The organism is Ensifer sp. BR816, from assembly GCF_000378985.1.
GTDB lineage: Bacteria > Pseudomonadota > Alphaproteobacteria > Rhizobiales > Rhizobiaceae > Sinorhizobium.
In genome coordinates, this window is sequence record NZ_KB905370.1 from 5,581,501 (window position 1) to 5,596,825 (window position 15,325).

At 61.7% G+C, this 15,325-nt stretch carries 15 protein-coding genes, 1 tRNA gene and 1 pseudogene; 11 read left to right on the plus strand and 6 right to left on the minus strand.

Annotated elements, in window-relative coordinates; all coding sequences use genetic code 11:
* Nucleotides 1-144: 144 nt before the first annotated feature.
* A complete protein-coding gene (locus tag RHIBR816_RS0126905) occupies nt 145-795 on the minus strand; it encodes an outer membrane protein (RefSeq protein WP_018239685.1) in 651 nt (216 codons plus the stop codon).
* A 251-nt stretch (nt 796-1,046) separates the two neighbouring features.
* Here RHIBR816_RS0126905 and RHIBR816_RS0126910 point away from each other — a divergent pair, with 251 nt between their 5' ends.
* Entirely contained in the window at nt 1,047-2,063 is a 1,017-nt protein-coding gene (locus tag RHIBR816_RS0126910; RefSeq protein WP_026187467.1) for a GlxA family transcriptional regulator, read from the plus strand.
* Nucleotides 2,064-2,067: 4 nt separating this feature from the next.
* Here RHIBR816_RS0126910 and RHIBR816_RS0126915 read toward each other — a convergent pair whose 3' ends face one another.
* Both RHIBR816_RS0126915 and RHIBR816_RS0126920 read right to left on the minus strand, forming a co-directional pair.
* Nucleotides 2,068-2,373, minus strand: a complete 306-nt coding sequence (locus RHIBR816_RS0126915) for a hypothetical protein (RefSeq protein ID WP_018239687.1) — start codon at nt 2,371-2,373, stop codon at nt 2,068-2,070.
* A 229-nt stretch (nt 2,374-2,602) separates the two neighbouring features.
* Nucleotides 2,603-3,010 carry a DUF1236 domain-containing protein gene (locus RHIBR816_RS0126920; protein WP_018239688.1) on the minus strand — a complete coding sequence of 136 codons (408 nt, stop codon included), beginning with the start codon at nt 3,008-3,010 and terminating at the stop codon, nt 2,603-2,605.
* A gap of 677 nt (nt 3,011-3,687) precedes the next feature.
* Between RHIBR816_RS0126920 and RHIBR816_RS0126925 the strand changes: the two genes are divergently transcribed.
* On the plus strand, nt 3,688-3,906 hold the full coding sequence (locus RHIBR816_RS0126925) for a hypothetical protein (RefSeq protein ID WP_018239689.1): 219 nt from the start codon (nt 3,688-3,690) through the stop codon (nt 3,904-3,906).
* 578 nt (nt 3,907-4,484) lie between these two features.
* Here RHIBR816_RS0126925 and RHIBR816_RS0126930 read toward each other — a convergent pair.
* Nucleotides 4,485-4,808: a hypothetical protein gene (locus RHIBR816_RS0126930; protein ID WP_018239690.1), complete on the minus strand. Its 324-nt coding sequence runs from the start codon at nt 4,806-4,808 to the stop codon at nt 4,485-4,487.
* Nucleotides 4,809-4,956: 148 nt separating this feature from the next.
* Here RHIBR816_RS0126930 and RHIBR816_RS39075 point away from each other — a divergent pair.
* Nucleotides 4,957-5,118 (plus strand): annotated as a pseudogene (locus RHIBR816_RS39075) (IS481 family transposase); the annotation flags it as partial.
* 44 nt (nt 5,119-5,162) lie between these two features.
* Here the strand turns inward: RHIBR816_RS39075 and RHIBR816_RS0126940 are convergent.
* Nucleotides 5,163-5,238: transfer RNA gene (locus tag RHIBR816_RS0126940), tRNA-Lys, on the minus strand.
* 217 nt (nt 5,239-5,455) lie between these two features.
* Here RHIBR816_RS0126940 and RHIBR816_RS0126950 point away from each other — a divergent pair.
* A complete protein-coding gene (locus tag RHIBR816_RS0126950) occupies nt 5,456-6,202 on the plus strand; it encodes a cytochrome c biogenesis CcdA family protein (protein WP_018239693.1) in 747 nt (248 codons plus the stop codon).
* Between the two features lie 30 nt (nt 6,203-6,232).
* Nucleotides 6,233-7,195 carry an AEC family transporter gene (locus RHIBR816_RS0126955; RefSeq protein WP_018239694.1) on the plus strand — a complete coding sequence of 321 codons (963 nt, stop codon included), beginning with the start codon at nt 6,233-6,235 and terminating at the stop codon, nt 7,193-7,195.
* On the opposite strand, the gene RHIBR816_RS0126960 is transcribed toward RHIBR816_RS0126955, so the two are convergent.
* Nucleotides 7,163-8,374, minus strand: coding sequence for a UbiH/UbiF family hydroxylase (locus RHIBR816_RS0126960; RefSeq protein WP_018239695.1), 1,212 nt, complete (start codon nt 8,372-8,374; stop codon nt 7,163-7,165). The genes RHIBR816_RS0126955 and RHIBR816_RS0126960 overlap by 33 nt on opposite strands.
* Nucleotides 8,375-8,652: 278 nt before the next feature.
* Here RHIBR816_RS0126960 and pcsA point away from each other — a divergent pair, with 278 nt between their 5' ends.
* The 6 genes from pcsA to RHIBR816_RS0126990 are packed head-to-tail and all read left to right on the plus strand — an operon-like array spanning nt 8,653 to nt 15,105.
* On the plus strand, nt 8,653-9,378 hold the full coding sequence (pcsA, locus tag RHIBR816_RS0126965; protein WP_018239696.1) for a phosphatidylcholine synthase: 726 nt from the start codon (nt 8,653-8,655) through the stop codon (nt 9,376-9,378).
* A gap of 8 nt (nt 9,379-9,386) precedes the next feature.
* Nucleotides 9,387-10,364, plus strand: coding sequence for a quinone oxidoreductase (locus tag RHIBR816_RS0126970; protein WP_018239697.1), 978 nt, complete (start codon nt 9,387-9,389; stop codon nt 10,362-10,364).
* Between the two features lie 50 nt (nt 10,365-10,414).
* Complete coding sequence (locus tag RHIBR816_RS0126975) at nt 10,415-11,989, plus strand: ABC transporter ATP-binding protein (protein ID WP_026187468.1); 1,575 nt, start codon at nt 10,415-10,417, stop codon at nt 11,987-11,989.
* The gene (locus tag RHIBR816_RS0126980) at nt 11,979-13,073 is read left to right on the plus strand and encodes an ABC transporter permease (protein ID WP_018239699.1); all 1,095 of its coding nucleotides are present in this window, start codon (nt 11,979-11,981) and stop codon (nt 13,071-13,073) included. The genes RHIBR816_RS0126975 and RHIBR816_RS0126980 overlap by 11 nt, the downstream gene beginning before the upstream one ends.
* On the plus strand, nt 13,073-13,993 hold the full coding sequence (locus RHIBR816_RS0126985) for an ABC transporter permease (RefSeq protein WP_018239700.1): 921 nt from the start codon (nt 13,073-13,075) through the stop codon (nt 13,991-13,993). Before RHIBR816_RS0126980 ends, RHIBR816_RS0126985 begins: the two co-directional genes overlap by 1 nt.
* 41 nt (nt 13,994-14,034) lie before the next feature.
* A complete protein-coding gene (locus RHIBR816_RS0126990) occupies nt 14,035-15,105 on the plus strand; it encodes a BMP family ABC transporter substrate-binding protein (RefSeq protein ID WP_026187469.1) in 1,071 nt (356 codons plus the stop codon).
* Nucleotides 15,106-15,325 lie beyond the last annotated feature (220 nt).

Sequence of the window (15,325 nt, forward strand, 5' to 3'; positions counted from 1 at the left end):
CAAAGTGCTACGGCGGCGGGTCTCCGCGCCGATTGAACGTGTGCACTCATTTGAGGGGTTTGGCCGCGCCACCGCTTGCGCGCTTCTCAGGAAAAACCCGGCCGCGCGCCGGAGAGGGGAGACCGGGAGGCGCGAGGGGAGAACTTAGAATTTTACGCCGACGCCCACCGTGAACTGGTGCTGGTCGAGATCGACATTGATGCCGCCGACGTCCTTGTCGCCGAAATCATTGTAGCGATACTCGGCGCGGCCGAACATGCTGTTGGTGAATGCGTAGTCTATACCGCCTCCGATCGTCCAGCCGTTGAACGTCTCCTTCTCCTTCGGCGCCCCGTCTACGTCGACGAAGCCGCGGGTAACCGCCCAGCCGCCGGTGCCGTAAAGAAGTGCCTTCTCGCTTAGTGTATAGCCGACCCGGCCGCGGACGGATCCGGAGACATCCGTCCCCACCTCCGTGCTCGCGCCGAACACCGTGAAGGACTTGTCGTTCCAGTTGTAGCTGACATCTCCCTCGACGCCGACGACCCAGTCGCCCATCTGATAATTATAGCCGGCGAAGGCGCTGAATAGACCGCCGTTGAAATCGTCCGAGGCACTGGCACCTGGGACACTAAGATCGCTGTTCAGCCAGCCGCCGCCGCCCTGCAGACCGACATAGCCGCCGGTCCAAACGAAGGTGGGCGTCGTCTCAATGGTGGTCGGAGCCGGTTCCGGGGCTTCGGTGATGTCTGCCGCGTAAACCGGCGCGGCGGCCAAGGAGGCGCCGAACAATGCAACAAGCACGTTTCTGATCATCACAGATGCCTCCTGTTGTCCGACGACGAGAGTAGCAACTAATCGGGAACAAGTCTGCGAAAAATGGCGCTTTTCGGGATCACTTGGCTGTGCGGCGAAAAAACAGGCCGGTGGATTTTGATCCAGCCGGCCCGCCCGGAAAAAATCGGAAAAAGGGGAACGTCTCTGCGCGGGGCCACAAGGCCGCGCGCAAGAGACCGATTGCCTGTTAATAATGCCCGAATGGGCTTTTGCGTGTTGACATATCGCGCATGAAATTTGACGCTGTACGCATGACCGTGAATGCCGAAAGAAACTCTGCAATAGAAGTGATCGTGGTCGTTTTGCCCGAATCTTCCATCATGTCGCTCGCCTCGGTGCTCGATCCGATGAGGGCCGCCAATCGCGTCGCCGGCCGGCCGGTCTTTCGCTGGCGCCTTCTCTCGGGCGATGGGCAGGCGGTGATGTTGACCTGCGGCATCCCGATCCCGGTCGATGGGCGCTTTTCGCTGCCGCTTGCCGGTGACCTCCTGCTGGTCATTGGTGGCTTCAACCTGGACCGGCACATCGGCAAACGGTTTCTCGCGGCCCTGCAGGAAAGCGCCCGCCATTTCGACATCGTTGCCGGTATCGAATCGGGCTGCTGGCTGCTTGGCCGAACCGGATTGCTGAACGGCCGCAAGGCGACGGCCCATTGGGAGGAACTGGAAGATTTCAGCCAGACTTTTCCGGCGCTGACGGTGATCGGTGACCGCTTCGTGATGGACGGCAAATACTGGACCTCGGGCGGCGCGTCGCCGACCTTCGACATGATGTTGCATCTGATCACGGAGCGGCTCGGGCCGGCTTTGGCGCTCGATGTCGCGAGCATCTTCGTCTACGACCAGATGCACAGCCCGACCGATGTTCAGCCCTTCGTATCGCTTGGGCGTATCGAGGCGCGCGATCCCGAGCTTGCCGGGGCGATAAGGCTGATGGAGCGCACGCTGGAGCGGCCGATGACCGTCGCGGCGCTGGCGCGGCGGCTGGCCATTTCATCGCGGAAGCTCGAATTGCTTTTTGCCAGGGGCCTGTCGATCAGTCCCGGCGCCTATTATTTGCGTTTGAGATTACAGGTCGCCCATCGACTCGTCCGCGATTCCGGCGTCCCGATGCGCGATATCGCGCTGCGCTGCGGCTTCGACAGCCTGTCCGCCTTCTCGCGCGCCTATCGGCGGGAATATGGGGCGAGCCCGTTGAAGATGCGCAGCGCCAATCGTCCCGTGGGCGGATCCGCTTCACCGGCGTGAGTGTTTACCTTCGCGCGTGCGGTCCGGCGGATTCGGCGAGCGCGCACGCCTCTTCGAATTCCTTGACGGTTTCCGGCGCGTTGTCCTCCGGAAGCACCGCGTCGGCAACTTCCTCCGCAGTTGGCGCCTCGCCCTCGTAGACATAGGACTGGATGTAGTAGGCGATTTCGCCCTTCCACACCTTGCGACCTTCGATCTGTCGGCAGGCGATGGCGGTCTCGAAATCCGCCTGCAGGTCATCCACGCCCGCCGTGGCGGAAGCGCCACCGGAAGGTGCCACAAGCGAGGCGATCAGCAGGGCGGTGAACATGGCGGAAGGCCTCCGGATGGGTCGACAAGGAAACGGCCGGTTCGCTTCCTCGATCTCACTTGATAGAGGGCGAATCGGCTCCGAACGAAAGGGGAATTGTCGTCGAATTGAATTTTGTTGAGTGGTCGATGTGTATAAGCCACAGTCTACCCTGCGGCGCGGAATGCCGCCGCGGGCGTGATCAAGCGGGAAGGGGCCCGCGCCGCGGTGAGCGCAGGCCCCTCGAGCCTTATTGCACGACCTGGACCACCGTATAGGTCTTCGGATCGACAATGACGCGCTGGTTGTTGACGACAGCATAAGCATAGGCCGGATTCTCCGGAATGGGCGTCAGGACAACCTTGCGCGGCAACGGTCGGCCGACGGCGATCTGTTCCTCGATTATCACCCTGTCGGCCGGGATCGGCTGCTGCTGCACGTAGGTCGTAACCTGTTGCGGCGGCGGGGCGATCACCGCGCCGGCAACCAGGCCAACCGCGCCTCCGATTGCAGCACCCACCGGGCCGCCGATGATTGCACCAGTAACTGCGCCGCCGGCAGCACCGGTTACGGCGCCTTGATTTCTGTCATCTGCAATAGCGGGCGCAGCGAAGATGGCCGTCGCGATCGCGGACGCAATGAAGATTTTAGAACCCATTTGTCGTACTCCCTTGCTATACGTGAAGTACAACGCTAGTTCATTTGATTTGTTCCTGGGTATGTTTTTAATCGCTGACATATTGTACTGAAAGTAACGCAATGTTACATTTTGTAAAGCTTGTGAATACTAATATGATTCGCGCGATAATCGAAACCTTACAATCGAAATGACGGGCCCAACGCACGGCAGGCCCAGACACTACCGCGCCTGGCTTTTGAAGCATTCTATCGATGCGATCGAGTGTCGACGATCCTATCGCGGAGGTGCGGGCGTTCGCGCAAGTTCAATCGTAGCGGTTCGGCTTTCCGCCCACTCGGCGACGGTGATCGCAGAACCGAGTATGAGGACGGGCATAGCAAGCGTCCCGAAGAACTTGAGCACTTGTAGGTAGCGCGCGCCTCTTACTTCCGGATTGTAAGCCATCTTGCTTCCACCATTCGCATCTGACGAACAGTGCATATCGAACCAGAAATGCTTCGACCGCACAGTCCCCTTTGGAACACGACCCTTGGCATGCTCCGCATATCCTGGAGTGAGGTGGTGGCTCACTGCTGTGGCTTACGCTCCGGCTCAATAGGCGGCGCATCGTGCAAGGATGCGACCTGTGGCCTCCCGGGAATATTCGGGGGGCGGCCGACGTCTTAGCCCTGTCGTGCCTACGGAGGAGATGCGCAATGCCGATTGATTCGCACATTGCCCTGCACGATGTCGACATGCTCAGTGCAGTGTTCGAGGAGTTGTTGCTGGACTATCAAACATCGCGCGGCAGCGTTGCCGCAGAGGGCATCCTCACACGTTTGATCTTCACCTATGACCTCGGCGTCCGCGATCCCTTGCTCCTGAAAATCCTCACCGTGCCGTTTCTACGGCAGCGCATTTCGGGAGCGCAGTGACCGGGAGAGCGGACCAGCCCGGCCCGCGCCTCGTGAATTACGCGTCCACGAAAAAGCCCCGCACGAGGGCGGGGCAAATCCGCATCCAGTTGCCTTCATCGGATGCGGAAACGTAGCCCAGAGATGTGAGCCACGCAGAGACGCTATCTACGGTTTGATCAGAGAGGAAGGTCTGATTCCGCGATTCCGGTACGCCTCTTCAAAAATATTGCAAACGAGGTTGACACTTGTTCACCTTGACAATTCGAAATTTAGCTTTCTCTAAACGTTGAATGAACGCAGAGCGAACGTTCGCCAAACGGTTGTGGAACGTTCAGAGTTCGCAATAATGATGCATGCGCGCGAACGAGCCGAACGAGGGGATTCAGCCTGGTTCATGCCTGCCCATCAAGCAAAATTTTTCAACGTCCCGATCACATCGGCGGCATTGATGGGGGCGATCTCGTTGGGCAGGGATTCGAATCCCGTCGGAGCGAACACTTGAAAAATAACGCCTAAAATGGCCCCCAAAAACCGCACCAAGCCCAGGGTCGCGGGCCTCGGGTGTAGGCTCGGTATCGCTCGCGGCGCGACGACCCCTAGCCACGGATCACCCAGGCGCCAAACACGAGCAGCAAAAGCGGTGGCCCAAACAGCATTCCGGCGAAAATCAAAGCCACCCTCTGCACGTCCTTGCCGATTGCGATCCGACTCCTGGTATCGTCGGGCACGACAGATGCAGCCTCCCTCGTGGCTACCTCTCTTTCAGCCTCCCAGCCATCTGCGATCAGCACCCAGCCATTGAGGAAGAACGAGCCATCGTTTCGCCTCCGGCCTTCCGCCTCTACATAGACGACCAGCGCCAGCACCCAAAGTGAGGAGGCGAGCAGCCATAGCCGAAAGACACCACGTCGGAAGCTCATTCTTGCCCCCCGACCTTAATGGCCTATTAGGATAGCACAGCGGCAGCGTTTGGCGACTAGTCGCGTCGATGCGTGGGCGACTCAGGAGCGCCGCGATCCGTGGGCGCAGACCCTACGCGGGCGGCGGGAACGCGCCGTGCCGCCCCATTCGACCGTCATGGCCGGTCAGAGGCTCGGAATCAAAGAGGTCGAAGACGGCATTTGGCTCTTCAGCTTCATGCACTATGATCTCGGATACATCGACCTGGAGCAGAGGACCTTGCAAACCATCGACAATCCGTTCGGCACGAGATGGTCACCCATCTCTTAGGTACGTCTTGTTACCTATGTCTCCGGGCTGGACAAGTGGTTTGTTGGTGAGCGCGCAGGGATTCGAACCCTGGACCTACTGATTAAAAGTCAGTTGCTCTACCGGCTGAGCTACGCGCTCCCAGGCCCGGCTTGTAAGCCCGGCGGAAGTGGGCGGACATATGCACGCGAGCTTCACGCGGGTCAACCGAAAAATTGCGGAGGGCCAGGATCCTGGCCCGGTTCCAGTGACGACGCCGCCGGCGACGCGGTGCGGCAAAATGATCGCCGAAAGGTGATTGGTCTCGCTGTATACATGAAGGTAAGAAAGCCACCAGCCGAGTGCCGGAGTTCCGAATTTGTCGATTGCCGATGTCTCCATCTGGACTGCCGTTCTTGCCGGCGCCCTGTCCTTCCTTTCGCCCTGCGTGCTGCCGCTCGTCCCGCCCTATCTCTGCTACATGGCCGGCGTCTCGGTCGATCAGTTCCGCGGCGGTGATGCCGCAACCGTCGGCAGCACGCGAAGGGCGGTGCTTGCGGCGGCGCTGTTCTTTACCCTCGGCTTCGCCACCGTCTTCGTGGCGCTCGGGGCGGGGGCGTCGTCGATCGGCCTCCTGCTCCGGCAGTATGTCGATCTCCTGTCGCGCATCGGCGGCATCATCATCATCGTCATGGGGCTGCATTTCCTCGGCGTCTTCCGCATCGGGCTGCTCGCCCGCGAGGCGCGGTTTCACGGCGGCGGCAAGCCGGCGACGCTCTCGGGCGCCTATATCATGGGCCTTGCCTTCGCCTTCGGCTGGACCCCTTGCATCGGTCCGGTGCTAGGCACCATTCTCGGAGTCGCCGCCGCGCGCGAAACGGTCGGCGACGGGGCGCTGCTGCTTGCGATCTATTCGCTCGGCCTTGCCGTGCCCTTCTGGATCGCCGCCGGCTTTTCCGGCGCCTTCATGCGCTTCCTGCTGCGCTTCCGCCGTCATCTCGGCCTCGTCGAAAAGCTGATGGGCGCGCTTCTCGTCGTCGCCGGCCTTGCCTTCCTCTTCGGCTTCATCAGTTCGGTGGCAATCTGGTTCCAGCAGACCTTCCCGATCCTGTCGCAAATCGGTTAAGCAAGCCCGGAGCCTGATCGGAGGGGAAGAATGACGGACATTGCCGGCCTGGTGCTGCCGTTCTTCGGGCTCATCTTTCTCGGCTATCTGACGGCGCGTTTCGTCGAGCACCCCGGCGAGGCGATGGGTTGGCTCAACACTTTCATCATCTATCTGGCGCTGCCGGCCCTCTTTTTCAAACTGGTGTCGCGCACGCCTGTCGAAGAGCTCACGCGCGCCGACTTCATTCTCACCAGCGTCGGGACGACCTACATCGTCTTTTCCCTGATCTTCTTGATCGGCCGGTTCTTTCGCCGGAGCACGATCGCCGAGGCGACGATCCAGGGTTTTGCCGGCGCCTATGGCAATATCGGCTATATGGGGCCGGGCCTGGCGTTGCTCGCTTTCGGAGAAGCCGCCGCCGTCCCGGTGGCACTGGTCTTCTGCTTCGAGAACGCCGCGCATTTCACCGTTGCCCCGGCGATGATGGCGGTTGCCCGCGGAGGCAAGCAGAAGCCTCTATCCCTTGTATTCGGCATTGTCCGTCGAATCGCGCTTCACCCGTTCATCCTGTCGACCTTCGCCGGGGTGGCGGCCGCTTTCCTGGCGCTCGAGCCGCCGGCGCCGCTGCAGCGATTGATCGATTACCTTGCTCAGGCGGCCGCTCCCTGCGCGCTGTTTGCGATGGGCGTGACCCTGGCGCTTCGACCGCTGAAACGCATTCCGGTGGAGATCGGCTATATCGTTCCGGCAAAGCTGGTGCTGCATCCGGTGCTCATGTATCTGGCGCTGAGCGTCACCGGCGCCTACGATCCGGTCTGGATGCAGACGGCGGTGCTGCTCGCCGCCTTGCCGACGGCGACGAACGTTTTCGTGATCGGCCATCAATACGAGGTCTGGCAGGAACGGGCCTCCGCGACGATCCTGATCACCACGCTGTTCTCTGTCGCGACGGTGACCGGATTGCTCTATCTCATGCGGTCAGGCGCGCTTCCGGCCGATCTGTTCCCGTAGGCTTTCCTTGAGCGACCGCAGCGCGCTACCCGGATGGATGCCTTCACGCATCAGGAGGCCGCGGAGCGGACCGGCGGAAGAGATGAATTGCAGGCCCAGGGCCCGCAGCGCCTGGACGGGCAAAAAATCAGAGAGCAGCGACCTGTTGAGCAGGTCGACGCTTGCGGTTCGGCTGACGATGTCCATTCGGCGGCGGCTGTCGAATCGATCGCCGATATCTGCAGCCAGTTGCCCGCCGGTTGGCCGGCCGACGAGTTCGACGAGAGTCATCACATCGCGGAGGCTGAGATTGAGCCCTTGCGCGCCGATCGGCGGGAAAGCATGCGCCGCTTCGCCGACGAGCGCGGCACGTCCCTTGCCGAAGCGACGGGCGGTCATGCCGGAGAGGGGGAAGGATTGCGGCGTTCCCTCGGCCGTAACCTTCCCAAGAATCGATTGCATTCGGTCCTCGATCGTACGCGACAGGACGTCCGTCGGAAGGTTCAGCGTCTCTTCCGCGTCGCGCGGCTTTTGGACCCAGACGAGGCTCGAACGGTTGCCCGGCAGTGGCACTTGGGTGAACGGTCCACTCTCCGTGTGGAACTCCGTCGAGACCTCCCGGTGCGGAAGTTCGTGGCCGAAGTTGAGCACGACCGCCGTTTGCGGATAGGACCAGGTAAAGGTGTCGATCCCGGCCGCCTCGCGGACGGCGGAGCGTCGGCCGTCGGCGCCGACGACAAAATCCGCCGAGATTGTCCGCCCGTCTTCCAGGCCGATCCGCACCTCCGCGTCGCCGAAGTCGAAGGTTAGCGCCGGGGCGGCTATACGCTCGAACGTTGTAAGCGCTGCTTCGTGCTTGTCCAGGATTTCGAGGAAAGGCGCATTCGGAATGTTATAGCCGAAGGCGTCGAGGCCGACCTCTGCGGCGCGGAAGTTGACGGGCGGAGCGCGCAAAAGCCGCTTGGTCCCATCGATGATGTGAATGGCGACGAGCGGCGCCGTCAACGGCTCGACCTCGTCCCAGAGGGACAGTGCCTTAAGGTACTCGATCGATTGGTCCATGAGGGCCGTGGTCCGTCCATCGGCGATGAGCGGCCTCGGCCCGATGAGTGCGACGCGATGGCCGTCGCGGGCAAGCGCGATCGCCGCCAGCGAGCCGGCAAGTCCCGCGCCGATGATGGCGATGTCGTAGTGTTGCATGGCCGCCGCCTTTCCCGGGCGGGTTGTCCGCCGCCAAGTCAATCTTTTAGTTTGTTGTACCCGCTTAGCCCATTGAAATAAATGGGTTGAATCGGCGCAGACGTGTTTGCTGCGTGTCCACAGGACAATTCCGCTTGAAGGTCCAAGACGGTGAATTTTGCTGGCGATGCCTCGTAAACGGTGCATATTAGCCGCCGAAGTGCCGTCAATCGCGGGCCAGCGGCGGTCTGGCGATGGCGCGAAAAAGACGAAACGTAGGGACAGGGCGGCATTCGCAGATGAAATTCTTCAACTACAGACGGGTTCCCTACGCCGAAATCCGCGCCTTTTCCGTGCACATCCTCACGGCGTCCGGCTCGTTTCTGGCCTTTCTCGGCGTGGTGGCGGCGGCCGAGCATCGTTTCGTCGACATGTTCTGGTGGCTCGGACTGGCTTTGCTCGTCGACGGTATCGATGGCCCGATCGCGCGCAAGGTACAGGTCAAGGAAGTGCTGCCGAACTGGTCGGGCGACACCCTTGATAATGTCATCGATTATGTGACCTACGTGCTCTTGCCTGCTTTCGCGCTTTACCAGAGCGGCATGATCGGCGAACCATGGTCCTTCGTGGCGGCTGGCGCCATCGTGGTGTCTAGCGCCATCTACTACGCCGATATGGGCATGAAGACGGACGAGTATTTCTTTTCCGGATTCCCGGTCGTCTGGAACATGGTCGTCTTCACGCTGTTTGTCATCCAGGCGAGCGAAATCACTGCATCCATTGTGGTTTTCCTTTCTGTCGTGTTGACGTTCCTGCCCATCAACTTCCTGCATCCGGTGCGCGTGAAACGGTTGAGGGCCCTCAATCTCGGCGTCTTCCTGGCCTGGTCGGCGCTCGGCATGTACGCCTTGCTTCTGCATTTCGAGACGCCGCCCTGGGTGGTTCTCGGCGTGGTGGCGACCGGGATCTACCTCTACGTCGTCGGCTTCGTGCTGCAGATTTTTCCCAAACTCGGACACGCTTAGGAGTTGCCATGCCACAGGCGATCGTCGTTCGCGAACTCGGCGGACCGGAAGTTCTGAAGATGGAGGGCGTGACGCTCGCGCCACCCGGACCGGGCGAAGTGCAGATCCGGCAGGTCGCCATCGGCCTCAATTTCATCGATGTCTATTTCCGGACCGGTCTCTACAAGTCGGCAACCGGTCTGCCCTTCATTCCGGGCAAGGAAGGTGCCGGCATCGTGACGGCGGTCGGTGACGGGGTGAGCATGTTTTCCGTCGGGGACCGCGTCGCCTATGCTTCCGCCGACGGCGCGTATGCAAGCGAGCGCAATGCCGACGCCTCGCAGCTCGTCAAGGTTCCGGACGGGATCAGCCTCGAGACGGCGGCGGCGATGATGCTGAAAGGGATGACCGCGCAATATCTGCTCAATCAGACCTTCAAGGTTGGGCCCGAGACGACCTTGCTCTTTCATGCGGCGGCGGGCGGCGTCGGGCTGATTGCCGGACAATGGGCGAAGGCGCTTGGCGCGACCGTGATCGGCACGGCCGGATCGCAGGAGAAGATCGATCTGGCGCTCGCCCATGGCTATGACCATGTCATCAACTACGGAACGGAGAATTTCGTCTCGCGCGTGAGAGAATTGACGGGCGGGCGAGGCGTCGATGTCGTTTATGATTCGGTCGGCCGCGACACCTATCCCGCATCGCTCGACTGCCTGAAGCCACGCGGCCTGTGGGTCAGTTTCGGCAATTCTTCCGGACCGGTGGATGCGTTCAATATCGGCATCCTGGCGCAGAAGGGCGCGCTCTACGCGACCCGCCCGACGCTTTTCACCTATGTCGCGACGAGGCCGGCGCTGGAGGCGTGTGCAAATTCCCTGTTTGATGTTGTGCGAAGCAACAAAGTGCGTATCAATATCAATCAGACGTATCCGCTTGCCGAGGCCGGCCGGGCGCATACGGACCTCGAAACAAGAAAAACGAGTGGAACGACGTTGTTGATTCCCTGACCGTCGCCAACAGGCGGCAGGGGACTCGAAAGAGGGGAAAAGAGGGCAGCGTGCCTGTAAAGGGACAAATTGCGAGCGGTCCGTTGCTGGCCGTGCGCGACCTGACGAAATTGTTTGGCTCCTTCGCAGCCTGCAATGCGATCAATCTGCACATAGAGCCCGGAGAAATTCACGCGCTCCTCGGCGAGAACGGGGCGGGGAAATCGACCCTGGTGAAGATGCTGTTCGGTGTCCTTGCGCCGACTGCCGGTGAGATTTCGTGGATGGGCGACAATGTCCGGATCGCGAGCCCCGGAGACGCGCGCAAGCTCGGCATCGGCATGGTGTTCCAGCATTTCTCTCTCTTCGAGGCGCTGACCGTCGCCGAAAACATTGCGCTGTCGATGGATCGCAGCATTTCGCTTGCCCGTGTTGCCGAAGAAGCTTCGCGGCTATCGCACGCTTACGGGCTGCCGCTCGATCCGAAGGCACATGTCGCCGATCTTTCCGTCGGTGAACGGCAGCGCATCGAGATCGTGCGCGCGCTGCTGCAGAATCCGCAGTTGATCATCCTCGACGAGCCGACCTCGGTGCTGACCCCTCAGGAGGCCGACCGGTTGTTCGAAACGCTGTTGAAGCTGAAGGCGGAAGGTCGCTCCGTCCTCTATATCAGCCATCGCCTCGAGGAGGTGCAGCGCCTTTGCGACCGCGCCACCGTCCTGAGGCATGGCAAGGTCACGGGCGCCTGCGATCCGCGCGCCGAGACGCCGGCCTCGCTGGCGCGCATGATGGTCGGGAACGATGTGGCCGTGGTGACGCCCGAGGGCACGAACACCAAGGGTGACGTGCAATTGGAGGCGCGCCATCTTTCCGTCGCGGCGCGCACGCCCTTCGCGGTTTCGCTGAAGAATATCTGCCTCAAGGTGCGGTCTGGCGAGGTTCTGGCGATTGCGGGCGTTGCCGGCAATGGTCAGAGCGAGCTTTTCGATGCGCTTTCGGGCGAGTATCCGGTGGCCGACGACAATGCCGTGCAAATTCGCAAGAGACCCGTCGGAACGAAGAACATCAATGCGCGCCGCCTGATGGGCGCCGGCTTCGTGCCGGAGGAGCGGCATGGGCATGCGGCTGTCTCGTCGCTCTCCCTTTCCGACAATCTGGTCCTGGCACGCAGCCAATCGGACAAACGGGCTTTTCTAGGCGGCGGCTTCTTGAAGATCATCCGCCAGGGCGCGGTCAAGGCCGCCGCCAAGCGCATTTCCGAGGCGATGGACGTGCGCAAGAGCGGCGAGGACCCGACGGCCGGTTCGCTTTCGGGCGGCAACCTGCAAAAATTCATCGTCGGCCGCGAACTCGACCGGCAGCCGGCCGTGCTCATCGTCAACCAGCCCACTTGGGGCGTCGACGCGGGGGCGGCGAGCCGGATCCGCCAGGCGCTTGTCGACCTCGCCAAGGCGGGCTCCGCCGTGCTCGTGATCAGCCAGGACCTCGACGAGATATTCGAGGTGGCAACCGAGATCGCCGTGATCAGCGAGGGACGGCTTTCCGACCCCTATCCGGCCCGCGAACTCTCGCGCGAGAAGATCGGCCTCCTGATGGGCGGCATGCATGGCAAGACGGAAGGCGCGGGAGCGGCACATGCGCATTGAGCTCGAAAAGCGGCCCAAGGTCTCGGCGCTGTTCTCCGTCCTGTCGCCCTTCATCGCCTTTGCGCTGACCATCGTCTTCGGCGGCATCATGTTCGCGCTGCTCGGCAAGAACCCGGTGGCTGCGCTCTACAGCTTCTTCGTTGAACCGCTGAGCGAGGTCTGGTCGCTGCATGAACTGGCGATCAAGGCGGCACCATTGATCCTGATCGGCGTCGGCCTCTCGGTCTGTTTCCGCTCCAACAACTGGAATATCGGTGCGGAAGGCCAGTTCATCATGGGCGCGGTTGCCGGCTCGATCCTGCCGGTTGTCTTCTACGACTGGCAGTCGCCCCTCGTGCTGCCGCTGATGCTCGTCCTCGGTATGATCGGCGGCGCTCTTTTCGCGGCGATACCGGCCTTTCTGAAGGCCCATATGAACACCAACGAGATCCTGACGAGCCTGATGCTGGTCTATGTCGCCCAGCTCTTCCTCGACTGGCTGGTGCGCGGGCCCTGGCGCAACCCGCAGGGCATGAACTTTCCGGAAACCCGAAGCTTCGGGGCGGAGGCCATCCTTCCCGAAATGCTCGCTTCCGGCCGTACGCATTGGGGCTTTGCCTTCGCGATCATTGCGGCGCTCGCGGTCTGGTTCATGATGCGCTACACGCTGCGTGGATTCGAGATCACTGTCCTCGGCCAGTCCGAGCGGGCAGGGCGCTTCGCCGGGTTTTCGTCGCGCAGGATGATCTGGTTCTCGATGCTCTTTTCCGGCGCCCTTGCCGGGCTCGCCGGCATTTCGGAAGTAAGCGGCGCGATCCAGCAGCTCAGGCCGGTGATTTCGCCCGGCTACGGCTTCACGGCGATCATCGTCGCTTTCCTGGGAAGGCTCAATCCGCTCGGCATCATTGCCGCCGGCCTCGTCCTGGCACTGACCTATCTCGGTGGCGAGGCAGCACAGCTATCAATCGGCGTGTCCGACAAGGTGACGCGCGTTTTCCAGGGTCTGTTACTGTTCTTCGTGCTGTCCTGTGACACGCTCATTCACTATCGCATCCGGCTCGTCAGGGAGAGGTTCGCGGCGCTCAAGACGGATGAGGCGCACTGATGGGTATCGTCGAAGCAATCCTCTTGAGTGTCATTACCGCGGCGACGCCGCTCGTGCTTGCCGCGGCCGGCGAACTCGTTGCCGAGCGGTCCGGCGTGCTCAATCTCGGCGTCGAGGGCATGATGATCATGGGCGCGGTCTGCGCCTTTGCCGCGACGCAGCTCAGCGGTTCGCCCTATGTCGGCGTGCTCGCCGGTGTCGGTGCTGGCGCGTTGTTCTCCTTGCTGTTCGGTTTCCTGACGCTGACGCTCGTCGCCAACCAGGTGGCGACCGGCCTCGCCTTGACGCTGCTCGGTCTTGGCGTTTCCGGCATGCTGGGCGAGAGTTTCCTCGGCACGCAGGGCATCAAGCTGCAACCGATCGCCGTTCCGCTGCTTTCGCAGGTGCCGTTCATCGGGCCGCTCCTTTTCCGGCAGGACGCGATCTTCTATCTGTCGATCGCAATCGTTGCGGGGATCCATTGGTTTCTCTTCAGAACCCGTTCAGGGCTGAAGCTGCGGGCGGTTGGCGATAGTCATGCCTCGGCACATGCCTTGGGAGTCGACGTCATCCGGACCCGCTATCTGGCGGTGCTTTTCGGCGGCGCCTGCGCCGGGCTTGCCGGCGCACAGTTGTCGCTGGTCTATACGCCGCAATGGGTGGAGAACATGTCGGCGGGTCGCGGCTGGATCGCGCTTGCGCTAGTGGTCTTCGCGTCCTGGCGCCCCTGGCGGGTGGTTGCCGGTGGCTATCTGTTCGGCGCCGTGTCGATCAGCCAGTTGCATGCCCAGGCCTTCGGGATCGGCATTCCCTCGCAGTTTCTTTCCTCGCTTCCCTATGTGGCGACAATTGTCGTACTCATCCTGATATCGCACAACCGGCGCATGACCCTGATCAATACGCCGGCATCGCTCGGCAAGCCGTTTGTGCCGGACCGGTGAACAATAACCAGACGGAATTCTCAAACCGACAGAGGTCAAAAATGAAAAAACTACTCCTCGCCCTCGCAACCACGACTGCGGTGCTCGGCTTCGCTTCAGCCGCAGGCGCCCAGGAAAAGGCCAAGATCTGCTTCGTCTACGTGGGCTCGAAGACCGATGGCGGCTGGACGCAGGCGCATGACATCGGCCGCCAGCAGGTCGAAAAAGAACTGGCAGACAAGGTCGAGACGCAGTTCCTCGAAAACGTGCCGGAAGGTCCGGATGCGGAACGCGCCATCGAGCGCCTGGCGCGGTCCGGCTGCGGGCTGATCTACACCACGTCATTCGGCTTCATGGACGCGACGATCAAGATTGCCCAGAAGTTCCCGGACGTGAAGTTCGAGCACGCGACCGGCTACAAGACCGCGCCGAATGTCGCGACCTACAACAGCCGTTTCTATGAAGGCCGCTACATCCAGGGCCAGATCGCGGCCAAGATGTCGCAGAAGGGCGTTGCCGGCTACATCGCCTCCTTCCCGATTCCGGAAGTGGTGATGGGCATCAACGCCTTCGTCATCGGCGCTCGCTCGGTCAATCCGGACTTCAAGATCAAGGTCGTGTGGGCGAACACCTGGTTCGACCCGGGCAAGGAAGCCGATGCGGCCAAGGCGCTCATCGACCAGGGCGTCGACATTCTGACCCAGCACACCGACACCACGGCTCCGATGCAGGTTGCAGCCGAGCGCGGCATCAAGGCCTTCGGCCAGGCCTCCGACATGATCGCCGCCGGCCCGCAGACGCAGTTGACGGCGATCGTCGACACCTGGGGCGCCTATTACGTCAAGCGCACGCAGGCCTTCCTCGACGGCAAGTGGGAAACGACCTCAAGCTGGGACGGCCTGAAGGACGGCATCCTGACGATGGCGCCCTACACGAACATGCCCGATGACGTGAAGGCGATGGCGGAAGCAACGGAGGCCAAGATCAAGTCGGGCGAGTTGAAGCCGTTTACCGGTCCGCTCAACAAGCAGGACGGTACGGCCTGGCTCAAGGACGGCGAAAGTTCCGATGACGCCACGCTCCTCGGCATGAATTTCTATGTCGAGGGCGTCGACGACAAGCTGCCGCAATAAGCGCGGGCAGGCCAACTTTCTTGCGGCCACCTGCAAACCCCACGCGGAGGCGTGGGGTTTGTTTTTCGTGGTATCGAATCTGCCGCATCTGATTTTGATGGCGCCGATGACTGACTGCGGCTCTTCGTCGGACTTCCGGGAATCGTATATTCGATCTACTGTTGTACGAACTGCTTTTGTAGCGGGGAGCAACGACCGCACGAGCAGATGGCGCCTGCCC

Bases quoted from the DNA above. Each gene is read 5' to 3' on its own strand.
- RHIBR816_RS0126910 (WP_026187467.1), top strand. From the start codon at position 1,047: ATGAAATTTGACGCTGTACGCATGACCGTGAATGCCGAAAGAAACTCT.
- RHIBR816_RS0126990 (WP_026187469.1), top strand. From the start codon at position 14,035: ATGAAAAAACTACTCCTCGCCCTCGCAACCACGACTGCGGTGCTCGGC.
- RHIBR816_RS0126960 (WP_018239695.1), bottom strand. From the start codon at position 8,374: ATGCAACACTACGACATCGCCATCATCGGCGCGGGACTTGCCGGCTCG.
- RHIBR816_RS0126915 (WP_018239687.1), bottom strand. From the start codon at position 2,373: ATGTTCACCGCCCTGCTGATCGCCTCGCTTGTGGCACCTTCCGGTGGC.
- RHIBR816_RS0126925 (WP_018239689.1), top strand. From the start codon at position 3,688: ATGCCGATTGATTCGCACATTGCCCTGCACGATGTCGACATGCTCAGT.
- RHIBR816_RS0126980 (WP_018239699.1), top strand. From the start codon at position 11,979: ATGCGCATTGAGCTCGAAAAGCGGCCCAAGGTCTCGGCGCTGTTCTCC.
- pcsA (WP_018239696.1), top strand. From the start codon at position 8,653: ATGAAATTCTTCAACTACAGACGGGTTCCCTACGCCGAAATCCGCGCC.
- RHIBR816_RS0126920 (WP_018239688.1), bottom strand. From the start codon at position 3,010: ATGGGTTCTAAAATCTTCATTGCGTCCGCGATCGCGACGGCCATCTTC.
- RHIBR816_RS0126985 (WP_018239700.1), top strand. From the start codon at position 13,073: ATGGGTATCGTCGAAGCAATCCTCTTGAGTGTCATTACCGCGGCGACG.
- RHIBR816_RS0126955 (WP_018239694.1), top strand. From the start codon at position 6,233: ATGACGGACATTGCCGGCCTGGTGCTGCCGTTCTTCGGGCTCATCTTT.
- RHIBR816_RS0126970 (WP_018239697.1), top strand. From the start codon at position 9,387: ATGCCACAGGCGATCGTCGTTCGCGAACTCGGCGGACCGGAAGTTCTG.
- RHIBR816_RS0126930 (WP_018239690.1), bottom strand. From the start codon at position 4,808: ATGAGCTTCCGACGTGGTGTCTTTCGGCTATGGCTGCTCGCCTCCTCA.
- RHIBR816_RS0126905 (WP_018239685.1), bottom strand. From the start codon at position 795: ATGATCAGAAACGTGCTTGTTGCATTGTTCGGCGCCTCCTTGGCCGCC.